This is a genomic window from Arthrobacter russicus, from assembly GCF_031454135.1.
GTDB lineage: Bacteria > Actinomycetota > Actinomycetes > Actinomycetales > Micrococcaceae > Renibacterium > Renibacterium russicum.
In genome coordinates this window covers 1,799,835-1,820,640 of sequence record NZ_JAVDQF010000001.1, presented here as the reverse complement: position 1 = coordinate 1,820,640, position 20,806 = coordinate 1,799,835, and the positions used below count along the sequence as shown (strand labels likewise).

The 20,806-nt window shown below is 63.5% G+C and carries 20 protein-coding genes; 13 read left to right on the top strand and 7 right to left on the bottom strand.

Annotated elements, in window-relative coordinates; genetic code table 11:
* Positions 1-195 precede the first annotated feature (195 nt).
* The 6 genes from JOE69_RS08510 (at position 196) to JOE69_RS08485 (ending at position 7,506) form a co-directional block, all read left to right on the top strand.
* A complete protein-coding gene (locus JOE69_RS08510) occupies positions 196-1,446 on the top strand; it encodes a lipase family protein (protein WP_309797798.1) in 1,251 nt (416 codons plus the stop codon).
* A 104-nt stretch (positions 1,447-1,550) separates the two neighbouring features.
* A complete protein-coding gene (locus JOE69_RS08505; protein WP_309801219.1) occupies positions 1,551-2,204 on the top strand; it encodes a TrmH family RNA methyltransferase in 654 nt (217 codons plus the stop codon).
* Between the two features lie 232 nt (positions 2,205-2,436).
* The gene (locus tag JOE69_RS08500; RefSeq protein ID WP_309797796.1) at positions 2,437-3,693 is read left to right on the top strand and encodes a lipase family protein; all 1,257 of its coding nucleotides are present in this window, start codon (positions 2,437-2,439) and stop codon (positions 3,691-3,693) included.
* Between the two features lie 210 nt (positions 3,694-3,903).
* Complete coding sequence (locus JOE69_RS08495) at positions 3,904-5,895, top strand: S53 family peptidase (RefSeq protein ID WP_309797793.1); 1,992 nt, start codon at positions 3,904-3,906, stop codon at positions 5,893-5,895.
* Positions 5,896-6,064: 169 nt separating this feature from the next.
* Entirely contained in the window at positions 6,065-7,084 is a 1,020-nt protein-coding gene (gene fbaA / locus JOE69_RS08490) for a class II fructose-bisphosphate aldolase (protein ID WP_309797791.1), read from the top strand.
* 2 nt (positions 7,085-7,086) lie between these two features.
* Complete coding sequence (locus JOE69_RS08485; protein WP_296362908.1) at positions 7,087-7,506, top strand: DUF3151 domain-containing protein; 420 nt, start codon at positions 7,087-7,089, stop codon at positions 7,504-7,506.
* Between the two features lie 111 nt (positions 7,507-7,617).
* On the opposite strand, the gene JOE69_RS08480 is transcribed toward JOE69_RS08485, so the two are convergent.
* Both JOE69_RS08480 and JOE69_RS08475 read right to left on the bottom strand, forming a co-directional pair.
* Positions 7,618-8,829, bottom strand: coding sequence for a low temperature requirement protein A (locus JOE69_RS08480; protein ID WP_309797790.1), 1,212 nt, complete (start codon positions 8,827-8,829; stop codon positions 7,618-7,620).
* Positions 8,830-8,962: 133 nt separating this feature from the next.
* Positions 8,963-9,343, bottom strand: a complete 381-nt coding sequence (locus tag JOE69_RS08475; protein WP_296362911.1) for an SdpI family protein — start codon at positions 9,341-9,343, stop codon at positions 8,963-8,965.
* A gap of 273 nt (positions 9,344-9,616) precedes the next feature.
* Between JOE69_RS08475 and JOE69_RS08470 the strand changes: the two genes are divergently transcribed.
* Positions 9,617-10,903: an adenylosuccinate synthase gene (locus JOE69_RS08470; RefSeq protein ID WP_296362913.1), complete on the top strand. Its 1,287-nt coding sequence runs from the start codon at positions 9,617-9,619 to the stop codon at positions 10,901-10,903.
* Positions 10,904-11,017: 114 nt separating this feature from the next.
* The gene (locus tag JOE69_RS08465) at positions 11,018-11,824 is read left to right on the top strand and encodes a carbon-nitrogen hydrolase family protein (RefSeq protein WP_309797787.1); all 807 of its coding nucleotides are present in this window, start codon (positions 11,018-11,020) and stop codon (positions 11,822-11,824) included.
* Positions 11,825-11,864: 40 nt separating this feature from the next.
* Here the strand turns inward: JOE69_RS08465 and JOE69_RS08460 are convergent, their stop codons facing one another.
* Complete coding sequence (locus JOE69_RS08460) at positions 11,865-13,628, bottom strand: LPXTG cell wall anchor domain-containing protein (protein WP_309797785.1); 1,764 nt, start codon at positions 13,626-13,628, stop codon at positions 11,865-11,867.
* Between the two features lie 167 nt (positions 13,629-13,795).
* Here JOE69_RS08460 and JOE69_RS08455 point away from each other — a divergent pair, with 167 nt between their 5' ends.
* The 5 genes from JOE69_RS08455 to JOE69_RS08435 all read left to right on the top strand — a co-directional run bounded on the left by JOE69_RS08455 (position 13,796) and on the right by JOE69_RS08435 (position 16,334).
* The gene (locus JOE69_RS08455) at positions 13,796-14,215 is read left to right on the top strand and encodes a CoA-binding protein (RefSeq protein WP_309797783.1); all 420 of its coding nucleotides are present in this window, start codon (positions 13,796-13,798) and stop codon (positions 14,213-14,215) included.
* 74 nt (positions 14,216-14,289) lie between these two features.
* On the top strand, positions 14,290-15,129 hold the full coding sequence (locus JOE69_RS08450; RefSeq protein ID WP_309797781.1) for a polysaccharide deacetylase family protein: 840 nt from the start codon (positions 14,290-14,292) through the stop codon (positions 15,127-15,129).
* Between the two features lie 2 nt (positions 15,130-15,131).
* A complete protein-coding gene (locus tag JOE69_RS08445) occupies positions 15,132-15,536 on the top strand; it encodes an MmcQ/YjbR family DNA-binding protein (RefSeq protein WP_296362921.1) in 405 nt (134 codons plus the stop codon).
* The gene (locus JOE69_RS08440) at positions 15,529-16,056 is read left to right on the top strand and encodes a DUF1990 domain-containing protein (protein ID WP_309797779.1); all 528 of its coding nucleotides are present in this window, start codon (positions 15,529-15,531) and stop codon (positions 16,054-16,056) included. Before JOE69_RS08445 ends, JOE69_RS08440 begins: the two co-directional genes overlap by 8 nt.
* Positions 16,057-16,109: 53 nt before the next feature.
* Entirely contained in the window at positions 16,110-16,334 is a 225-nt protein-coding gene (locus tag JOE69_RS08435; RefSeq protein WP_309797778.1) for an arginase family protein, read from the top strand.
* 15 nt (positions 16,335-16,349) lie between these two features.
* On the opposite strand, the gene sph is transcribed toward JOE69_RS08435, so the two are convergent.
* From sph to purS, 4 genes are all read right to left on the bottom strand, one after another.
* Complete coding sequence (sph, locus tag JOE69_RS08430) at positions 16,350-17,306, bottom strand: sphingomyelin phosphodiesterase (RefSeq protein WP_309797776.1); 957 nt, start codon at positions 17,304-17,306, stop codon at positions 16,350-16,352.
* Positions 17,307-17,472: 166 nt separating this feature from the next.
* Positions 17,473-19,764: a phosphoribosylformylglycinamidine synthase subunit PurL gene (gene purL, locus JOE69_RS08425; RefSeq protein WP_309797774.1), complete on the bottom strand. Its 2,292-nt coding sequence runs from the start codon at positions 19,762-19,764 to the stop codon at positions 17,473-17,475.
* Positions 19,761-20,513, bottom strand: coding sequence for a phosphoribosylformylglycinamidine synthase subunit PurQ (purQ, locus tag JOE69_RS08420; RefSeq protein ID WP_309797772.1), 753 nt, complete (start codon positions 20,511-20,513; stop codon positions 19,761-19,763). The genes purL and purQ overlap by 4 nt, the downstream gene beginning before the upstream one ends.
* Positions 20,506-20,757 carry a phosphoribosylformylglycinamidine synthase subunit PurS gene (gene purS, locus JOE69_RS08415; protein ID WP_296362929.1) on the bottom strand — a complete coding sequence of 84 codons (252 nt, stop codon included), beginning with the start codon at positions 20,755-20,757 and terminating at the stop codon, positions 20,506-20,508. Before purS ends, purQ begins: the two co-directional genes overlap by 8 nt.
* Between the last annotated feature and the right edge of the window lie 49 nt (positions 20,758-20,806).

Genomic DNA, 20,806 nt, shown 5'->3' with positions numbered 1-20,806 from the left:
GATCAGCCACCGGGCGGTTCACTGTCTGCCCGGCAAGGGCGGAGTCCGCTGCCGCGGGGAGCCCGGACTTTCGATTCGGCATTGCTGTGAATCGTCTGATTCACAGTCGAAACGGCTTGTCAGGGATAAGTTACCCGTGGGTAAGTTTAAGCTGTGGCGAGGGTCACGTTGGGGGATTGTTCAGAAGGGGATCTGATGAAGACCAGGCACACCATCGGCGGGCTTGCGGCGTTGTCCGCGCTCGCTGCGAGTTTGCTCATTCCGTTGGGCGCCGCGAATGCGGCCGAAGACTTCTACGCGATTCCGGCGACGTTGCCGGCGCAAAACGGCACGATCGTCAAGCAGGAGGCTTCCAGCTTCTATCTGGAGCCGCTCAAGCTCACACCGGCTCAAGCGCAGGTGCAGCGGATCATGTACAAAAGCACCGACTCCCAAGGGCAACCGATCGCCGCCACCGGTACGGTGTTGATGCCGAAGACCCCGTGGCTGAAACTGCAGGATCCACTGCGGCCCTGGCTGGGCGTGAGCGAGCGCCCGTTGGTGGCCTTCAACCCGGGGACCAAGGGCAACGGCGACCAATGCGCGCCGTCCAAGCGCTTGGCAACCGGCGAAGATTACGAAGGGGCGATCGTCAAAGGCCTCCTGGCGGCTGGATACGCGGTCACGATTCCCGACTACCAAGGGGTGGGGACCGCGCCGAAGTCCACCTACATGGCCCGGGTCGCCACCGGAAACGCCGTACTCGATGCCGTCCGGGCGGCGCAGCGTTCCGGGCTGGCCGGCCTGCCCGGCAATGGGCCGGTTTTGTTGTCCGGGTACTCGCAGGGCGGTGAAGCGACTGCTGCAGCGTCCGAATTGGCCGCAAGCTACGCCCCGGAACTGAAGATCATCGGCGCATACGCCGGCGCGGTTCCGGCCAATCTGCTGGAAGTGGCGAAATTCCTTGAGGGCGGCCTCTACCAGGCCTTCCTGCTCAGTGCGGTCTCCGGGATCGCAACCGCGGAAAACATCGATCTGACCAAGTACGCCAACGCCGCCGGCTTGGCTGCGATCGCCCAGAACGACGGGCTCTGCACCGTGGAGTCGATCGCGCCGAGCGCCTTCCAGGACACCGCCAAGTACACGCTGTCGGGCCAGAAGCTCAGTGTGCTGGCGCAAACCGATCCGACGATCCGGGCCGCATTGGAAAAGCAGCTGATCGGCAAGGCCGCGCCGACCAAGTTCCCGGTCCTGGTTGCGCAGAGTCTCTTGGATGATGTGATCGAGCCGACGCAGACCAAAGCGATGGCGCAGCAGTGGTGCCAAGGCGGCGCGACGGTGCAGTTCGAGAATTCGGTGGTCCCGACGCACGTCGGGGCCGCAGCCGGATTCCTGCCGACGATGTTCGGTTTTCTGGCTGCGCGGGTGAACGGTTCGCCCGCAGTCAACAACTGCGCGGCGCTGTAAGCGTTGGCACACTGCCCGGCCGGTGCGGTTCCGGCCGGGCAGTCTGCTGCCAGTAGGGTAGTCAGGTGAGCGATGAGCTGAAAGACGACGGCGAAGTTCCGGCGATTGCCGATCCGTCGAGTGGATCCGAAGAGCCGGTCGGGCCGGTGGACCCGGTGGGGTTGGGCCCTTGGTCGGGCGAATGGCCGGTCGGCGAGCATTGGGATCCGGAATTGCTGGCCGAGGGCGACCGCCGGAATGTGGTCGATGAATTCCGCTACTGGAAACACGATGCGATCGTCGCCGAGCTGGATGCGCGCCGGCACGAGTTCCATGTGGCGATCGAAAACTGGCAGCACGACTTGAACATCGGCTCCGTGGTGCGTTGCGCGAATGCCTTTTTGGCCAAAGAGGTGCACATCATCGGCCGACGCCGTTGGAACCGGCGAGGCGCCATGGTCACCGACAAGTATCAGCACGTCCGGCACCACCCGACGGTCGAAGACTTCGTGGCCTGGGCCGAAGCGGAAGGCATCGCGGTGATCGGGATCGACAACTTCCCGGATTCGGTGCCGCTGGAGACCTATGACCTGCCGCGCAAATGCGTTCTGGTCTTCGGCCAGGAGGGGCCGGGCTTGACCGATGCGGTGCATGAGAAAGCCGAGGCGACGCTCTCCATCGCGCAGTTCGGCTCCACCCGGTCGATCAACGCCTCGGCTGCTGCCGCGATCGCCATGCACGCCTGGATCCGCCGGCACGTGTTCCACCAGTCGGTCTAGGATTCCCGGTGTCGATCCGTTCCTTCCCACGCCCGTCCAATCAGAACTTTCAGTGGGCAGAGACGTCCTAGCCCACTGAACCTGTCAATTGGACGGGCCTGCGGAGAGCGCGCGGCGTGGATTCTCAGGTAACGAGTGGATAACGAAACGGTAGCGGTAAGTTACTGGCCAGTAATGTGAAAGGTGTCACACTCGATAGCCCGTTCGGGCGATTATCAATGGAGATAAGAGTATGCGCCAATCCAGTACCGCAATACGCAGAATCGCCACTGCCGGAATGGTCGCGCTCGCGCTGACCGGGTCCTTGGTGCTCGGCACCGCGAACGCCCAGGCAGCCAGCCCCGCTACAGAAGCTGCGCCGGCGGACTTCTATCAAGCGCCCACCAGTTTTCCGGCCAACAACGGCGACTTGATCCGGCAGCAGCCCTCGAGTTTCTTCGTCGATCCGCTCAAGTTGATTTCTTCCGGGGCCAATGTCACCCGGGTGATGTACAAGAGCACCAACAACCAGGGCAAGCCGATCGGCGTCACCGGGACGGTCTTGATGCCGCAAGGCAGTTGGATCGGCTTCGGCCCGCGTCCGCTGGTCACGGTGGCCCCTGGAACCCAGGGCCAGGGCGACAGCTGTGCGCCCAGCAAATTGCTCGCGATGGGACAGGAATACGAAGGCCTGCTGATCAAAGGCCTGCTCGCCCGCGGCTATGCGGTGGCGATCACCGACTACGAAGGCCTCGGGACCGACGGCATGCACACCTATCTGGCCCGGGAATCCCAGGGGCACGCGGTGCTGGACATGGCCAGGGCTGCGCTCAACCTGAATATCCCTGGGCTGACCGCGAACACCCGGGTGGGCATTGTGGGCTATTCGCAGGGCGGCGGCGCGGCGGCTTCCGCGGCCGAGCTGGCCTCGGCCTATGCGCCGGAGCTGAAGCTGATCGGCACCTATGCCGGTGCGGTCCCGGCGGACCTGCAGGCGGTGGCCAGCAACATCGACGGCGGTCTTTACACCGGGTTCCTGCTCTATGCGGTCAATGGCCTGGCTGCTGCAGAAGGATTCAATGTCGCCGATTATGCCAACGCCAAAGGCCAGGCAACGCTGGCCAAGACGGCGCAGGAATGCCTCTTCACCACGCTTCCCTCGGCGGCGTTCCTGAATACCGGAACCCTGACGAATTCCGGCAAGAAACTCTCCCAGCTGACGACTTCAGGTCCGCTCAAGACGGTTCTCGACAAACAGAAACTCGGCGTGGTCGGCAAGCCGAGCGCTCCGGTGATGGTCGGCCAGAGCCTGTTCGACGACGTCATCCCGGCCCAGCAGGCGCGCGAGTTCGCCAAGCGCTGGTGTGCCAAAGGCAGCACTGTGGAATGGACGAATACCTTGGTACCCACCCACGTGGGCGGATATGCCGCATTGCTGCCGAACCTGTTCGGCTTCCTCGAAGGCCGGGTCGCCGGACTGCCGGCGACGAACAACTGTTGGGCAGTCTGACCGACTCGGAACGCCCGGAAAATTAACCCTGCTTTCCCAGCATTCTTCCAGCGAAGAATGCTGGGAAAGCCGCTTTAAGGCGAATCTCGACGCTTCCGGAAATAATTGCCTGAGAAACCTATTTTCCACGCGCCGTCGGGCTTACGATCAACCTCGTGCAGGCACAAAGGGTGCCTGAAGAGTGGAAGAAATTGAATGAAAAATCCACGGATGAATTCTCGATGGCTGCAAAAAGCAGTAGCCATCGGAGCCACGACGGCGTGTGTCCTGGCTTTGGGTTCGACGGCGGCGATCGCTTCGCCGGTTTCCATCGACAACTCCTTCCCCGACGCGGTGCCCAGCTGGGCCAATACCGCCAACGATCAGGGGATCACGGCAGACGACACCACGGTGGAAGGTGAAATCTACCTGCCGCTGCGGGACAAAGCAGGGGCCGAAGCCTTGGCCACTGCGGTTTCCACCCCGGGCAACCCCGGCTTCAAAAAGTGGCTGACCCCGGATGCCTGGATCAAGCGCTTCGCCCCGAGCCAGCAGGATTCCGACAAAGTCGTCGGTCAGCTCAAGGCGCAGGGGTTCAGCATCACCGCGGTCCCGCAGAGCCGGCTCTATGTAGTGTTCCGCGGCACGGCGACCCAGATGTCGGCCGCGTTCAACACCACGCTGCACAATTACAACTTCAAGGGCAGCACGCTGGTCGGGCCGAGCTCGGTGCCCCGGGTGGCGCCGGCCATCGCGCCGCTGGTGCAGGGTCTGAGCATCGACCAAGGCCGGTTGAACACCAAGCCGACCAACCGCACGGCGGGCGATTTCGAGGAATCCGATCCGTCGGCCGGAATCGGCACCGATCAGGCCAGGCCCAAGCCGAAGCCGTCTGCGGAGTGCTCGAACTATTACAACGAGCATCAAGACAGCTTGCCCGAGGCGTACGGCAAGACCGCTTTCAGCACCTTCGGCTGCGGCTATACGCCCAGCCAGGTGCGCAGTGCTTACGGGTTGCCCAACGATCCGGCCGGTAAAAAGCTCTTCGGCGGCGCCGGTCAAACCGTGGCGATCATCGATGCCTACGCCTCGCCGAGCATGCTGGCGGACATCAACCGGTACTCCAAGGACAACGGATTGCCGGCGATGGACAGCAAGAGCTACCGGGAGATCGTGCCGACCCCGGCGGAGTTCAGCGACCAGGCCAATTGCCAGTTCCCCAGCGGCTGGCAGGGCGAGCAGTCGCTCGACGTCGACTCGGTGCACGCGACCGCTCCGCAGGCCAACATCCTCTATGTGGGCGGCTTCAACTGCGGTGGCGGACTGGACGTTGCGATGTCCAAGATTTTGGACGGCAAGTTGGCCAACATCGTTTCGAACAGCTACGGCAACGTCGGTGAGGCGTTGCCCCAAGACGTCATCGACGGCACGGTCAACATCCACTTGCAGGCTGCCGGAGAGGGTATCGGCCTGTATTTCTCCAGCGGGGACAACGGCGATCAGGCGGCCAAGCTGGGCTACCCCTCGCCCGATTTCCCGGCCAGCTCGCCGTGGGTCACCTCGGTCGGCGGCACGTCGTTGGAGGTCGACCGCGCCGGCAATTACCTTTTCGAAACCGGTTGGGGGAATCGGCTGGACAAAGTGATCAGCAACCCGGACGGCAGCACGGCATACGAGAGCCCCGCGCCCGGCCAGCGGCAGGGCGGCGGAGCCGGCGGCGGGGTGAGCGCGGTCTTCGACCAGCCCGCATACCAGAAGGGCGTCGTGCCCGACTCACTGGCCAAAGGGCACCGGGTTTCCCCGGACATCGCCTCGCTGGCCGATCCGTACACCGGCATGCTGATCGGGCTGAGCCCGATCGTCGATGACGAGACCCTGCAGACCGGCGACTACCTGACCGAGTCGATCGGCGGCACCTCGTTGGCCACCCCGCTGGCTGCCGGTCAGGCTGCGGTCGCACAGCAGATCAGCGGCAATGTCTTCGGGTTCGCGAACCCCGCGCTGTACAAGCTGAGCAAACTCGTGCCCTCGGTGTTCACCGATGTGCAGCCGCCGAAAACCCCGGTGGCGCTGGCGTATACGAGTGCGGCTTCCGGCAACAAATACCTGAACACGCTCGACCAGGACACCTCGCTCAAGACCGCCAAGGGCTACGACGATGTGACTGGCTTGGGCAGCGTGAACTTCAAGTTGGCGTTGTTCGCCGGGCTGGTCAGCCGCTGAGCGGCATCGCCTGGCCGGCAAGGCCGAACCGGAGGTGACCGGGAGCCGGCAGTTCATGGCGAACTGCTGGCTCCCGCCGTTCTCCGCCTATTAGGATGGTGCCCAGAGCGGCAGCCGCCCCGTAGTGCGGTGCTCAAGCCGCTGAACCGAAGACCGTCAAGGAGCCTGTATGCCCATCGCAACGCCTGATCAGTATGCCGAGATGATCGACCGCGCCAAAGCTGGCGGATTCGCCTACCCCGCGGTGAACGTGACCTCGTCCCAGACCCTCAACGCTGCGCTGCAGGGCTTTGCCGACGCCGGCTCGGACGGCATCGTCCAGGTCTCCACCGGAGGCGGCGCTTATTGGTCCGGCGCTTCGGTGAAGGACATGGTCGTGGGGTCGCTGGCTTTTGCCGCGTTCGCCCGGGAAGTCGCGAAGAACTACCCGGTGAACATCGCGCTGCACACCGACCACTGCCCCAAGGACAAACTGGACGGCTTCGTGCTCCCGCTGCTCGCCGAATCCGAAGCCGCGGTGAAGGCCGGAAAAGACCCGATCTTCAATTCGCACATGTGGGACGGATCGGCGGAAACGCTGGAGGAAAACCTGCGCATCGGACGTGAACTGCTGGCCCGCACCTCCGCGGCCAAGATGATCCTCGAGGTAGAGATCGGCGCGGTCGGCGGCGAAGAAGACGGCGTCGACAATGAAATCAATGACAAGCTGTACTCCACGGTCGCCGATGGCCTGGCCACGGTGGAAGCCTTGGGTTCCGGGGAGAACGGCCGTTACATCACGGCGTTGACCTTCGGCAACGTGCACGGCGTGTACAAGCCCGGCAATGTGAAACTCCGCCCGGAGATCCTCAAGGAGATCCAGGAGCAGGTCGGTGCCAAGCTCGGCAAGGCCAACCCCTTCGACCTGGTCTTCCACGGCGGTTCCGGCTCTTCACCGCAGGAGATCGCGGATGCGGTCTCCTACGGCGTGATCAAGATGAACATCGACACCGATACCCAGTACGCCTACACCCGGCCGGTGGCGAACCACATGTTCAAGAACTACGACGGCGTGCTCAAGGTCGACGGCGAGGTCGGCAACAAAAAGCTCTACGATCCCCGTGTCTGGGGTGCTTCGGCCGAAGCCGGCCTGGCTGCCCGCGTGGTCCTGGCCGCCCAGGAGCTCGGCTCCGCCGGGAAGACGTTCTGAACATGTCGGACGAATTCCGGACCAACCTGCTCGGCCCGGACGCGACCCTGCTTCCGGAGGAGACCGAGCTGCTCGCCCGGGTTGCCGCCGGAGACGAGGCCGAGGACCTGGCCGCCGGCTTCCCGGCGTCGTCCTTGCCCTGGGCGATCCTCGCAGACGAAGCTTTTGCCGAGGGCCGCACCATCGAGTCCTACGCCTACGCCCGGACCGGCTACCACCGCGGCCTCGATGCGTTGCGGCGCAACGGCTGGCGCGGAGTTGGACCGGTGCCCTGGTCGCACGAGCCGAACCGCGGGTTCCTGCGCGCGCTCTATGCGTTGGGCCGGGCCGCCCGGGCGATCGGCGAAAGCGGAGAGGCCGAGCGGATCACGGTTTTCTTGAACGATTCCGATCCGAAGGCGCTGGCCGCACTCGAAGCCTAGTTCCAGAGCCTGGAAACGACGATGTCCCACTGAGTCAGCGAACTCAGTGGGACATCGTCGTTTCTGCCCGCTAAACCGGCCGGTTCGGCGGGCAGAAACGACAGGGAGCAATCAGACCAGGTGTTTGGTCCGCTTCGGTACCGTGTGCACGGTGAGCAAGACCACCAGTAGCACCAGGATCCCGGCGGTGATTTGCAGCGAGTAAGGCGCGAAGACGCTGAGCGCGATCAACACCGCTGCGCCGGGCATCACCAGGTTGGTGGCCGTGGTGCATTGCGGCCGGACGATCAGCAGCCAGACGAAGAACACGAAGACCGCAACGGGAATGCACAGTGCAGCGGCTGCCGCCGCGGATTCAAGCGTGGCTTTATGGGTCTCCACGGCCAGCGCCACTTCGATGCCCGCGGACACCGCAGCCGCCGCGCCGAAGACGAAGTAGCGCCCGTAACCCCAGAACAGCCCGGTGCGCAGATTGGTGATCAACTCGTGCTGCGGCAGCGCGAAGTAGATCCACCACAAGCAGGCGACGATCACGAAGCCGGTGCTCGCAACCAGGATCAGGTTGTCCAGCAGCTCCGGTGCTTTCTGGGCTTCGGCGGCCGCCTCGACGACGGCGTTGGTCGAGGCGAGGACTGATTCGCCGAGCACGATGATGGTGAACAGGCCGTAACGTTCGGTGATGTGGTGCCGGTGCCACGGGGTGGTTTTGAACCGTTCCGCGATCACCGGGACGCTGATTTCCAGAATCATGCCCAGCCAGAACATGCCGAGCTTGAGTTCGTTCGGAATGAGGAACAGGTAGCAGACCCAGTAAACCTGCACCACGGCGATGCCGAGCGCGTAGGCGAGTGCGGTTTTCCGGCCTTCCGGATCGCTGTACGCGGCGCGAAGCCATTGCGCGATCATCGCGATGCGCATCAGCACATAGCCGAGCACGCCGAGCGTGAAATCCGGATTGTCCGGATTGGCGATGCCCGGCACACCTGCCGCGAAGACGAGTGCGCCGGCCATCTGGACCACGGTCAGCACCCGGTAATACCAGTCGTCGGTGCCGTAGGAATTGGCGAACCAGGTGAAGTTCATCCAGGCCCACCAAATTGCGATGAAGGACATTGCGAAGCCGAGCAACCCGACGCCGAAGTTGCCTTCGCCCTCAAAGCTGAACAGGGCCTTGCCGGCAGCAGCGACGGCGACCACGAAGACCAGGTCGAAGAAGAGCTCGAGCGGCGTTGCCGCGCGGTGCGGTTCATGCGGATCGCGGCGCATCATGCGCGGCAGGATCCGGCTCAGATTACCGGCGAGAGCAGGTGTGGCGTTCGGCATGGCGTCCCCAATCATTCGTTCCTGTGCAGAATAGTAACGGTTCGGCCTGGGATCGGTGACTTGCCGCCGCGGCGGATGCGCAGGGCGACGGCGGGCGCCCCCGGAGCTGGGAGCGACCTGCTGTGCGGGCGGCTCAGCCTTTGGTGGCGTTGGCGACCTGATCGGCCTTGAAACCGCCCAGGAACAAGATCCCCAACGGCACCACCCAGCAGAAAACGCCCACCATCACCAGGATGAGCGCACCGCCGGCCAGGCCGTTGGTGAGGAAGCCTGCGGCGGCCAACAGCAGGCCGCCGGCCAACGCGGCCCAGCTGCCGACTTTCAGGAAGGGCAGGGCGGCGAGATGCCCGGCATTCCAAGCCGCCGCGGATTTGCTGGTCGCCGGAGTGCGGAAGCCAAGCAGGACGTCGGACGGCCAGCGGCCGCTTTCGATCCGGCGCACCATGAACCGGCAGAAGGCGGCGATTGCGATGAGCAAGAGGCCGAAAACGACGCCGCTGATGATTGTCCCCATGCTTCGAGTTTGCCATGCCGGAACGGCCGAAAATGCCGCCCGTGCCGCACCGGCCCGGGCCGCCACGTGGAACTGGGAATGCGGTTCCGCTAAACTTGGTGAGTAAGAGCCCCGGAAACTCTTACTTCTGTGTTTTGCCTGTCAATATGGCACGGTCCGGCACAGGGAAGAGCGCAGGGGCATTTTCGTGTGCGGGCATTGCAGGATCAATCGGTTTCTGGCTTTGGCGAAACCGGTTTCCGGTGGTGTACGCAATGAATGGGGGAGGTTCCCATGCCAGCAATCGTGATCGTCGGAGCCCAATGGGGCGACGAAGGCAAAGGCAAGGCGACGGATCTATTGGGTGGCCGCGTCGACTACGTGGTCAAACCCAACGGCGGAAACAACGCGGGGCACACCGTGGTGGTCAACGGCGAGAAGTACGAGCTCAAGCTCCTTCCGGCCGGAATCCTGAGCCCCAATGCGATTCCGATCATCGGCAACGGCTGCGTGGTGAACCTGGAAGCGCTTTTCGATGAGATCGATGCGCTGGATGCGCGCGGCGCGGATACTTCCAAGCTCCGAGTGTCCGCCAATGCCCATTTGGTGGCCCCTTACCACCAAGTCTTGGACAAAGTCACCGAGCGTTTCCTCGGCAAACGGGCTATCGGCACTACCGGCCGCGGCATCGGCCCGGCGTATATGGACAAGGTGGCCCGCCTCGGCATCCGGGTCCAGGACGTTTTCGACGAGTCGATCCTGCGGCAGAAAGTCGAAGGATCGCTGGCGCAGAAAAATGAGCTGTTGGTCAAGGTGTACAACCGCCGGGCGATCGACGTCGAGGAGATCGTCGAGTACTTCCTCGGTTTCGCCGAACGGCTTCGTCCCCTGGTGATCGACTCCACTCTGGAGCTGAACTCCGCGCTCGACGATGGAAAAGTGGTCTTGATGGAGGGCGGGCAGGCGACCTACCTCGACGTCGACCACGGCACCTATCCGTTTGTGACCTCGTCGAACCCGACGGCCGGTGGGGCTTCGGTCGGATCTGGGATCGGTCCGACCCGGATCACCCGCGTGGTCGGCATCATCAAGGCGTACACGACTCGGGTAGGTGCGGGTCCGTTCCCGACCGAGTTGTTCGACGAGATGGGCGAATACCTCCAGAAAACCGGCGGCGAGTTCGGTGTGAACACCGGACGTCCGCGGCGTTGCGGCTGGTACGACGCGGTGCTGGCCCGGCACGCTTCGCGGATCAACGGCTTCACTGATTATTTCCTGACCAAGCTGGACGTACTGACCGGGATCGAAAGAATTCCGGTGTGCGTGGCCTACGATGTGGACGGCGTGCGGCACGATGAGATGCCGATGACGCAAACCGAGTTCCATCACGCCAAGCCGATTTTCGAGTATTTCGACGGTTGGACCGAGGACATTTCCGAAGCGAAGTCTTTGGACGATTTGCCGGAGAACGCGCGCAACTACGTCCTGGAATTGGAAAAGATGTCCGGGACCCGTTTTTCGGCGATCGGCGTCGGCCCGGACCGGGACCAGACGATCGTCGTGCACGACTTGATCGACTGATCAGTTCGCCAAGGGTTCACGTAACTCAGCTTTCCGTCCCAGTCACGCCGGTTATGCTGGCTGAACACAGCAAGGGGGCCCGGCGGGTCCCGCAAAGAGGAAGCGAGCGCTTGGATGAAAGTCAGCGTGGGTCAGTTCAGCCCGACCGGGGACGTTGTTGAAAACATCGAGACCATGCGTCGTCTTGCCGCTGCGGCGGCTCGGGAAGGCAGCGGGCTCATCCTGTTTCCGGAAGAAGCCATGTTCACGGTGGGCAAGGTCGACGGGGATTTTCGGGCGGCGGTGGATGCCGGCTGGAGCATTTTCGTCCAGCGGCTGACGCTGGCCGCAGCGGAATTCCGCATTGCGATCATCGCCGGCGGGTATGAATCGAGCGGTGAAGACCGTCCGTACAACACCTTGGTGGCGATCGGTGCCGATGGTGCAATCCTCGGGACCTATCGGAAGCTCCACCTTTACGATGCGTTCTCCTATCAGGAGTCGAAGCGGATCATGCCCGGCGACGACGGGTTGACCGTGGTGCGGGTCGGCGAACTGAACATCGGGATGATGACTTGCTACGACTTGCGTTTCCCGGAGCTGGCCCGCGCCCTCACCGAGCAGGACGTCGATTTGATCTGCGTTCCGGCTGCCTGGTTCAAGGGCGAGCACAAGATCGACCACTGGGAGACCTTGCTCAAGGCCCGTGCGATCGAAAACACCTGTTGGGTCGCTGCGGCGGGCTCGATGAGTTCGCACTGCATCGGGCATTCGGTGATCTTGGATCCGATGGGAGTCCCGGCGGCTTTCCTGGACGAGGAGCCGGAGAGCATCGCGAGTGCAGATGTGACGGTCAAGCGGATCGAAGAGGTCCGCGAGTTCCTGCCGGTCCTGAAGAACCGGCGGATCAAATCGGTGCGGGAGATCGTCCCGGCGCACTGAGCGTGATCAGCTCAGTCGCCGTGCCCGGCAGAATTTGCGCTCATCGCCGGTCTCCGGTCTTGCGCTTCCTGGTAAGCACGACGCAGCCCAGACCTGTAACCAGGAGCAACGCTGCGGCGACGAAAAGGGTCTGTCCATTTGCCAGCCCGGTTTCGGCCAGTTCTTCGGTAGCGGATGCCGGGACCACGACGGCGGGCGAAGCCTGCACGCAGACTGTTTCGCTGGGTTCACCGAAGTCGCTTTGCCAAGCCTCCAGTTCTTCCGAAGCATCGAAGGAAGCCACGACGGTGTAGCAACCGGGGTCAAGCAGTGGTCCGAACTCTGCGGTGACCCCATCGACCGCAGGCACGGTCTTGGTTTGGAACAGCGGGCTCCGCTCCGGGATGTCCGAAGTCTGGGCCGGGAGCTGGGGTAGCGGCCCGTACATGCGCAGGGTCAGCGGTACTGGGTTGCGCACGGCGGCCGGCGGCAATCCGCTGACGCTGACCCGGTCGGTGACCGTGCTGCCCGGGGTCACCTCGTGGCTGGAGAGCTCAGTCGACAGCGTGGGCGACCAGGTCAGCAGTGAGGTCTCAGAAGCTTGGCCGAAGACCGATTGCCACGGCTTGACGAAATCCCCGGCGGTTTCCGGTACTGCACTGGAGGGATCGATCCGTTCAGTCCACACGTAGTAACCGGGTTCGGACACCGGGATCGACGCGGTCCGGTATTCCCCGGGACCGCTGACCAGACTGCGTACCGAACCCGTTTCCGGGGCGCCGCCCGGGATCTCGGCCGATTCCGAGGGCCGCTCCGGAAACGGACCCCACAGGGTGGAAACCACCTCGAGGCGGACCGGATCCCCGCTCATCGGGTCGGTCAGCCATCCGGTGCCGTCGGCGGCCGACACCGTCAGGTTGTCGTAAAGCGCGCCGGGCGCCGTGATCCGGGATTCCGAAGTCTGCGTGGCGACGAGCGGCTGGAAAGCCTGCTTCGCAGCCAAACGCGCGACCGCTTCGAGCTTGCCGGTCACCCCGGTGGTAATCAAGCGCTGCGCTTTCGGCGAATTCGGAATCAGCCAGTTGATCGCGGCCATCGGCGCGGCGGCCACTTCCGCACTGAGGCTTCCGACGCCGAATGCCAGCCGTTGCAGGGGCAGTACCTCCGGGCCGCTGCCGGTGACCCATGAGTACTCGGATCCGGCGGCAGCGAACTGAAGCGAGCCGCCGGCCCGGGCTTGCATGCCCAAGCCGGGGACTTGGGTCCCCGCCGGAGTCAGCAGACTCGCCCGAGCTTCGCTTGCGGACCGCAGGTCCAGCTCGATCCGGTACGGTCCGGCGTAGGCCAAGGACTGCTCGGTCAACGACCGGCCGAGCGCAACCGCCGATTCCGGCAGGTCTGCTTTGCGGATGATTTCCTGCATGCCGGAGCTGCCCCATTCGCGGCCGGGCGAACTGAGCGCCCAGACGGAAAGCTGCACCGCCGCCGCGGTTTCATTGTCGTTGCTCGGTCCCCAGCGCAGCAGCAGGTAGGACAGCGCACCGTTTTGCTGCTCCGAAAGCGCGCTTCCGTCACTGCGCACGAAACCGCCCGGCGAGCTCTCCCGGTATCCTCCGGAATAGCCGGGACCGAGCAATTCGTAATCCGAGCAGTAGGCGATCACGCCGTCGTCGTTCACTTGTTGCCCGACGAAGAGATTCGCCGAACCCAAGCCGGCGGCCAGGCGCCAGCCCGGGGCGACGGCTTGGACCGGCGCGATGGCCCAAGCCAGCAGCAATCCTGCCAGGGCAATCGCGGTGACGGTCGAACTCAAAAGTCGTTTCACGGGGTTCCTTTCAATCGGTGGCTTCACTCCGGTGTGCACCCACTGTGCCAAAGCGAAAACCCGTAATCGGTGAAAATCCGTGACGGATGAGGCAATGTGTGGAAAGCAGCCAAAACCTGTGATTGTGGGGGAGTAGTGGGTTGAGCCGGCCGGCGTATGCTGATCGGATGAGCCATCACAATGACCCTGAAACCATTCGTCGACTGCTCACCGGAAAGGGCCGCTGGGCCGTCGTCGGGCTGTCCACGAACACCGCCCGTCCGGCCCATTCGGTGGCGCGCTTCCTGCAGCAGGACCTCGGCGTGGAGATCATCCCGGTGAACCGCAAAGGAGAACCAGTGCACGGGGTTGCCGGATTCCGGACGCTCGAGGAGGTCCCCGGGGAACTCGACGTGGTCGATTGCTTCGTCAATTCGGAGCGGGTCGGCGAGGTGGTCGATCAAGCGATCGCGGTTGGCGCCAAGGCAGTCTGGCTGCAGTTGGGCGTCATCGACGAAGCCGCCGCAGCCCGCGCCGCGGAGGCCGGGCTGGACGTGGTGATGGACACGTGCCCGGCAATTGAAGCGCCACGACTGGGAATCGTCTGAACTGTCCGCACTGACTGCTAATCTGCTGGAGTAGGGGGAATCTACACGTCAGATCACTCATCCGAGGTCGCCCAGTGCCACGTCATCTCTCATTCCGTACCCTGAAGCTGAAGTGGCTGTGGGCGCTTGTCGCTTTGCTGCTCGTGGTGGCGTTGGCCTCCGGTGGAATTTGTGTCGCGCGGGCGCTCAGCGACGAGACCCCGGCGGCATCGGCGCCGGATGCCGCACCTGCCACCGCGGCGCCCCCGGTGCCGTCGGCAAGCCCGACGGCGAATGCGCTGCCGACGAAGTCCGCGATCGCTCCGGATTTCAGTCTGCCGCCGATCGAAGACGGCATGGTCCCGGTACTGACCAAAATCCCGACCGCGCAAAAGGTAGTCTTCCTGACCATCGACGACGGTGGGGCGAAGTTGCCCGAGGACGTCGCGCTGCTCCGGGCGAACAAGATCAAGGCGTCTTTGTTCTTGGCAAAAATGTTCATCGCCAACGATCCGGATTACTTCAAACAATTCCTGACCGATGGCAGCAAGATCGAAAACCACACGATGTCGCATCAACTCAATTTCATCAAGCTCGGCTATCAAGAGCAGAAGAACGAGATTTGCAAGATGGCGGACTTCGAAGAGCAGACCTACGGCCGGCGCCCGGTGTTTTTCCGGCCGCCCGGCGGGCCTTACACCAATGCCATCCGCAAAGCCGCGGCAGAGTGCGGGATGAAGGCCATCGTCACCTGGGAGGCCAAGGCGAATGCCGGGCGAGTGGACTACCAGGTAGGCCAGGCATTGCGGCCCGGAGACATCGTGTTGATGCATTTCCGGCCGGAATTCGCCCAGGACTTCCAGGCTTTCCTGGACGCGAAGAATGCGGCCGGACTCGAAGTGGTGTTGCTCGAAGACTTCCTGAAAGTGCCCTGACGATGGATTCCGGAACCTTGCGGTCGCTGTGCTTGCGGCTTCCCGGCGCGTTCGAAGATTTTCCGTTCGGCCCGGATGCTTCGGTGATCAAGATCGCTCCCTCGGCCTCGGCCGGCAGCAACGTGGAGTTCAAGATGTTCGCGCTCTTCCGGGCCGCCAAAACCCCGCTGAGCGTCAATCTCAAATGCGATCCAGCGCTGGCAGAACAGTTGCGGGCAGCACATCCGGAAATCACGCCGGGCTACCACATGAACAAAAAGCACTGGAACACCGTGGATTGCACGGGAGGTCTTTCAGAACAGACGATTGCCGATCTGATCGAAGATTCCTATGACCTGGTGGTTGCATCGCTGCCGCGTCCGCAGCGGGAAGCGCTTGGTTGGACCGGGTTGGTGGAGCGTGGCTGAACTGACCTACCCGCAGATCGGCTTGACCAGGGAACTCCTGCGCGATGGACCCGAATCGGTTGCGGGGTGGCCCGGCGGCAACCAGCGGGTTTTCGAACGGATCGAAGTGGGGTGCGGAGCCGAGAGCTTCGGCCGGCTCAGCAGTGGAATCCTGGACTGGGGCATTCAGGAAGCTGCCGGCTTGCGGCCGCGCGCGGAGGGTCCTGCGGTGCTTGGCGCACGGGTGGTCTGCGGCTTCGGCGTCGGTCCGATCCGTTTGCCGGTGCCCTGCGAAGTGGTTTGGTCCGAACGCGGCGAACGCTTCAGCGGCTTCGGTTACGGAACCCTGACCGGCCATCCGGCACGTGGCGAGGAGGCGTTTGCCGCTGAGCTGGACGAGGCCGATCGGGTGTGGTTCTCAGTACTCGCCTTCAGCCGTCCCCGACCCGGAATCTACACCCTGGCGGCGCCGGTGAGCCGGCTGATGCAAAGGTTCGTGACCCGGAAGTATTTAGTGGCGGCCAGGGCCTTGGCCGAGTAGCCGGCCCGCGGAGAGGACATCCGGATGTTACACCGTGCTTTGACGGGGTCTGGTTGCAACTCGACGTCGACATCCTAGACCCGGAGATCATGCCGGCGGTCGATGCTTCGGACCCGGATGGCATCGACTGGGCGCAGCTGGAAGCGCTGTTGGCAGTGCTTTTGCCGCGGGTCAGCGGAATGAGCTTGACCGTATTCGACCCGGACCTGGACCCGGACGGTTCGCTGGCCAGGAGGCTCGGCAGCATGCTGCTGAGCCTCCTGGCCGATGAATCCTGAGGACCTGCAAGAAGCCTATTTGGAACCGAAGACCGGGTAGTGGTCGGAGTAGTCGGTGAAGGTCTGGCTGCCGGCCGACCAGGGTGCGGAATGCAGTTGACGGGTGTTGACCCGCCAGCTGCTCGGTGATCCGTAGCCCTTGATCGGCAAGACGTAGTCCAACTGTTCGGCCGGGTGGTCGCCGTAGAAGTAGTTCGCCATGGAATTGCCCGCGTAGTCGAAGGACGGTCCACCGCTGAACTCGGGCTGCACCGCGTTCAGCGTGCGGTAGACCGCGCTTTCCTCCGGGGTGCCGGCGATGACATTGAGATCGCCTACTACGAAAAGCGGCTGGTCTTTCGGGAAATTCTGGGCATCGATGAATCGCTTCATTTCTGCGAATTGGCTTTTGCGCATCTCAGCGGGGGCGACCTTGCAGGTTGAATCTTCGGCCTGGGTGTGAGTTCCGATGACGTTGACCAAGCCCGCCGGCGTCTTGATTTGCGCGTAAGCGAAACCTTTGTTGGTCAGCGGCTCCACCATGCCGCAGCTGTCCTTGTAGATGAATTGCTTCTTCACGGTGATCGGCCAACGGCTGACGATCGATACACCGCCGTCCTCTGGCGTCAGGGTTCCATAACTGCCCAAGGTCTCATTCCAGCCGGATTTGCTGCGTCCGATCCAGGGCGTTTGGTTGGGGTATTCGGCGGCGAGATTCGTCTGCAGTCTTTCCGAACCGGTGTTGTCGAAGCCTTCTTGGAAAACCACGACGTCCTGTCCGGAAACGACTTTGTCCTTGGCGATCAGATCTGCCCGCATGGCTTGGTCCCAGCCTGCGGCCGCAATCGGCGGCAGCATCCGCAGGTTCATCGAACCGATCTTCAGATCGTCGTAACTGAATCCGGAATTCTGGCCCGCTGCCTGAGCAGGGAGGCCGAAACCGGTGAGGCTGAGTCCGACGGCGGCGATGGCCGCAAGGCGTTTGAGTGTCATGACTCCAGCCAATCGCCCAAAGATGTATATACAGGTCCGCTCAGATTAACGCCGAAAGAACCCAAGCTGGGAATTTCCCGGACCCCAATCCCCGGCTTAACGACGCGCGAGTGCACACGTGTGCACTCGCGCGTAGAAGACAGGGGTGAGCGGCGGTGAAGGCGGATCAGCCGAAGTACTTCGGCAGGGTCCCCTCATGGGCTTCGCGCAGCTCGTCCAAGTTCAGCGTGAAAGCTCCCTGCACATCGAGCGAGCCGGATTCGGCATCGACCACGCCGAGGCGGAGGTGCTCAAAGCCGCGCGCGGTGCACATGTCGTTGAACCGGACCTCTTCGGAACGCGGAACCGAAACCAGCGCGCGGGCCTGCGATTCGGAGAACAAAGCCTCGAAAACCGAAATCCCATCGCGGGCAGCCAATTCGTCCAAGCCAACCCGGGCGCCGACGCCGAAGCGCAGCGAAGACTCGACCAGCGCCGCAGCCAAACCGCCTTCAGACAGATCATGTGCCGCATCGACCATGCCGTCACGGGATGCGTTGATCAGAATCTCGGCCAAGGCCTTTTCCCGGCCCAAGTCGACAACTGGCGGCTGGCCACCGAGGTGCCCGCGCAGATTGGCCCATTCCGAGCCGTCAAGCTCAGCGCGGGTGGTGCCCAGCAGGTAAATTGCCTGACCGTCTTCACGCCAACCGGACGGGGTGCGCCGAGCAACGTCGTCGAACACGCCCAGCACGCCGACCACCGGGGTCGGATGGATCGGCACGCCGCCGGTCTGGTTGTACAGCGAGACATTGCCACCGGTCACCGGTACGCCGAGTTCCTGGCAGGCATCAGCGAGCCCGGTCACCGATTCGGCAAACTGCCACATGACCTCGGGATCCTCCGGCGAGCCGAAGTTCAAGCAGTCAGTGACGGCCAACGGACGCGCACCCGACGTCGCGACATTCCGGTACGCCTCGGCCAGCGCCAATTTCGCACCTTCGCGCGGGTTCAGGTAGCAGTAGCGGCCGTTCGCGTCGGTGGACAAAGCCACGCCCAGCCCGGTGCTTTCATCCACCCGGATCACGCCGGCGTCGTCGGGCATGGCTTGGGCGGTGTTGCCCTGAACATAGCGATCGTACTGGTCGGTGACCCAGGACTTCGAGGCCATATTCGGCGAGGACATCAGTTCGACGACGGCGGCCCCCAAGTCAGCGGGCACCTCACCTTTGAATGAGTCGGCCTGCAGGGCGTCGAGCCACTCCGGGCGGTGGAACGGCCGGTTGTACACCGGGCCATCGTGCGCCACGGTGCGCGGATCGACGTCGACGATCGTCTCGCCATCCCAGTCAATGATCAGCCGGCCGGTGTCGGTCACTTCGCCCAGCCAGGAGTATTCCACGTCCCACTTGGCCATCACGGCCTCAAAAGCCGCGACATTTTCCGGCGTGACGACCGCCATCATGCGTTCTTGCGATTCGGACATCAGGATTTCGCCGGGGGTCAGCGTTGGGTCGCGCAGCAGCACCGAGGTCAACTCAACGTGCATGCCGCCTTCGCCGTTGGACGCCAGCTCAGAGGTCGCGCAGGAGATACCCGCGGCGCCGAGGTCTTGGATGCCGTCCACGATCGATGCCTTGAACAGTTCCAGGCAGCACTCGATGAGCACCTTTTCGGCGAAGGGATCGCCCACCTGAACCGCCGGTCGCTTGGACGGCTTAGCGTCGTCGAACGACTCCGAGGCCAGCACTGAGGCGCCGCCAATGCCATCGCCACCGGTACGCGCGCCGAACAGGACCACGCGATTGCCGACGCCGGAGGCATTGGCCAAGCGGATGTCCTCGTGCCGCAGCACGCCGACTGCGAGTGCGTTGACCAGCGGATTGCCTTGGTACACCGAATCGAAAACCACTTCACCGCCGATATTGGGCAGGCCCAGCGAGTTGCCGTAGCCGCCGATGCCGGAGACGATGCCGTGCACCAATCGGGCGGTGTCCGGGTGGTCAATCGCACCGAAGCGCAGCGGATCCATCACGGCAACCGGGCGGGCGCCCATCGAGATGATGTCGCGGACAATGCCGCCGATGCCGGTCGCGGCACCCTGGTAAGGCTCGACGAAGGACGGGTGGTTGTGCGATTCGACCTTGAAGGTCACCGCCCAGCCGTCACCGATGTCCACGACGCCGGCGTTCTCGCCGATGCCGACCAGCAAGTGCTCTTTCATCTCCGGAGTGACCTTGTCGCCGAACTGACGCAAGTGCACCTTGGACGACTTGTAGGAGCAGTGCTCGCTCCACATCACCGAATACATCGCCAGTTCAGCAGCGGTTGGCCGACGGCCCAGGATCTCGTTGATCCGGGCGAACTCATTGTCCTTCAGGCCCAGCTCGGCCCAGGGCAGCTCGGTTTCCGGAGTCGAAGCCGCGTTCGCGACGGTATCGATATTGAAACTGGTTTTCTCAGCAGAAGAGTTGGTCACGCGCGGGCTCCCGAAAGAATCGTGTGCAGAACAGAGGAAAAGAAGCCCAAGCCGTCGGTGCCGGTGTGGTCCGGCCCGAAGCCGGTTTCCACCGCGTGCTCCGGGTGCGGCATGAGCCCGACGACGTTGCCCGCGGCATTTGCGATGCCTGCGATGTCACGGCGGGATCCATTCGGGTTGAATCCGACATAGCGGAACACCACGCGGCCTTCAGCCTCCAGGGCGTCCAGTGTTTTTTCGTCCGCGATGTATTGGCCGTCCTGGTTCTTCAACGGCACGGTGATCTCTTGGCCGGCGTCGAAAGCGCTGGTCCAAGCGGTGGCCGTGTTTTCAACCCGCAGCACCTGATCCCGGCAGATGAACTTCAGGTGATCGTTCTTCACCATCGAGCCCGGCAGCAGATGCGATTCGGTGAGGATCTGGAAGCCGTTGCAAATGCCCAGCACCGGCAGTTTGGCCTCCGAGTTCGCGGCGTCGATGACCTTGGCCATCAGCGGCGCGAAGCGCGAGATCGCACCAGCACGCAGGTAATCACCGTAGGAGAAACCGCCGGGGATCACCACTGCGTCCACGTCTTTCAGCTCGGCGTCGGCGTGCCAGAGTTCGACGGCGGTCGCGCCGGAAAACCGGACCGCGCGGGCTGCGTCACGGTCGTCGAGCGTGCCCGGGAAAGTAATGACGCCGACGCGTGCGCTGGACAGGTCAGCCGAAGACAGGTCAGCGGACAAATCAGTAATCAACTCAGTCATCGACGGCCTCGACCTTGACCACGTCTTCGATCACCGGGTTGGAGAGCAGGGTTTCGGCGGCTTCGCGGGCCTTGGCCAGCACGGCTTCGGTGATCTCGCCGTCGACCGTCAGTTCAAAGCGCTTGCCTTGGCGGACGCCGCTGAATTCGGTGAAGCCGAGCCGGGGGAGCGCCCCGACAATGGCCTTACCCTGCGGATCGAGGATTTCGGGTTTGAGCATGACATCGACAACGATCCGGGGCATCCGGTGACTCCTGTTTTTCGAAGCTAGGGGTCGCGGAGGCTGGTGAACA

Coding starts and splice junctions, on each gene's coding strand:
- purQ (WP_309797772.1), bottom strand. CDS start 20,513: ATGACTGAGTTGATTACTGATTTGTCCGCTGACCTGTCTTCGGCTGAC.
- purS (WP_296362929.1), bottom strand. CDS start 20,757: ATGCCCCGGATCGTTGTCGATGTCATGCTCAAACCCGAAATCCTCGAT.
- sph (WP_309797776.1), bottom strand. CDS start 17,306: ATGACACTCAAACGCCTTGCGGCCATCGCCGCCGTCGGACTCAGCCTC.
- JOE69_RS08500 (WP_309797796.1), top strand. CDS start 2,437: ATGCGCCAATCCAGTACCGCAATACGCAGAATCGCCACTGCCGGAATG.
- JOE69_RS08510 (WP_309797798.1), top strand. CDS start 196: ATGAAGACCAGGCACACCATCGGCGGGCTTGCGGCGTTGTCCGCGCTC.
- JOE69_RS08495 (WP_309797793.1), top strand. CDS start 3,904: ATGAATTCTCGATGGCTGCAAAAAGCAGTAGCCATCGGAGCCACGACG.
- JOE69_RS08455 (WP_309797783.1), top strand. CDS start 13,796: ATGAGCCATCACAATGACCCTGAAACCATTCGTCGACTGCTCACCGGA.
- JOE69_RS08470 (WP_296362913.1), top strand. CDS start 9,617: ATGCCAGCAATCGTGATCGTCGGAGCCCAATGGGGCGACGAAGGCAAA.
- JOE69_RS08485 (WP_296362908.1), top strand. CDS start 7,087: ATGTCGGACGAATTCCGGACCAACCTGCTCGGCCCGGACGCGACCCTG.
- JOE69_RS08445 (WP_296362921.1), top strand. CDS start 15,132: ATGGATTCCGGAACCTTGCGGTCGCTGTGCTTGCGGCTTCCCGGCGCG.
- JOE69_RS08475 (WP_296362911.1), bottom strand. CDS start 9,343: ATGGGGACAATCATCAGCGGCGTCGTTTTCGGCCTCTTGCTCATCGCA.
- JOE69_RS08465 (WP_309797787.1), top strand. CDS start 11,018: ATGAAAGTCAGCGTGGGTCAGTTCAGCCCGACCGGGGACGTTGTTGAA.
- fbaA (WP_309797791.1), top strand. CDS start 6,065: ATGCCCATCGCAACGCCTGATCAGTATGCCGAGATGATCGACCGCGCC.
- JOE69_RS08480 (WP_309797790.1), bottom strand. CDS start 8,829: ATGCCGAACGCCACACCTGCTCTCGCCGGTAATCTGAGCCGGATCCTG.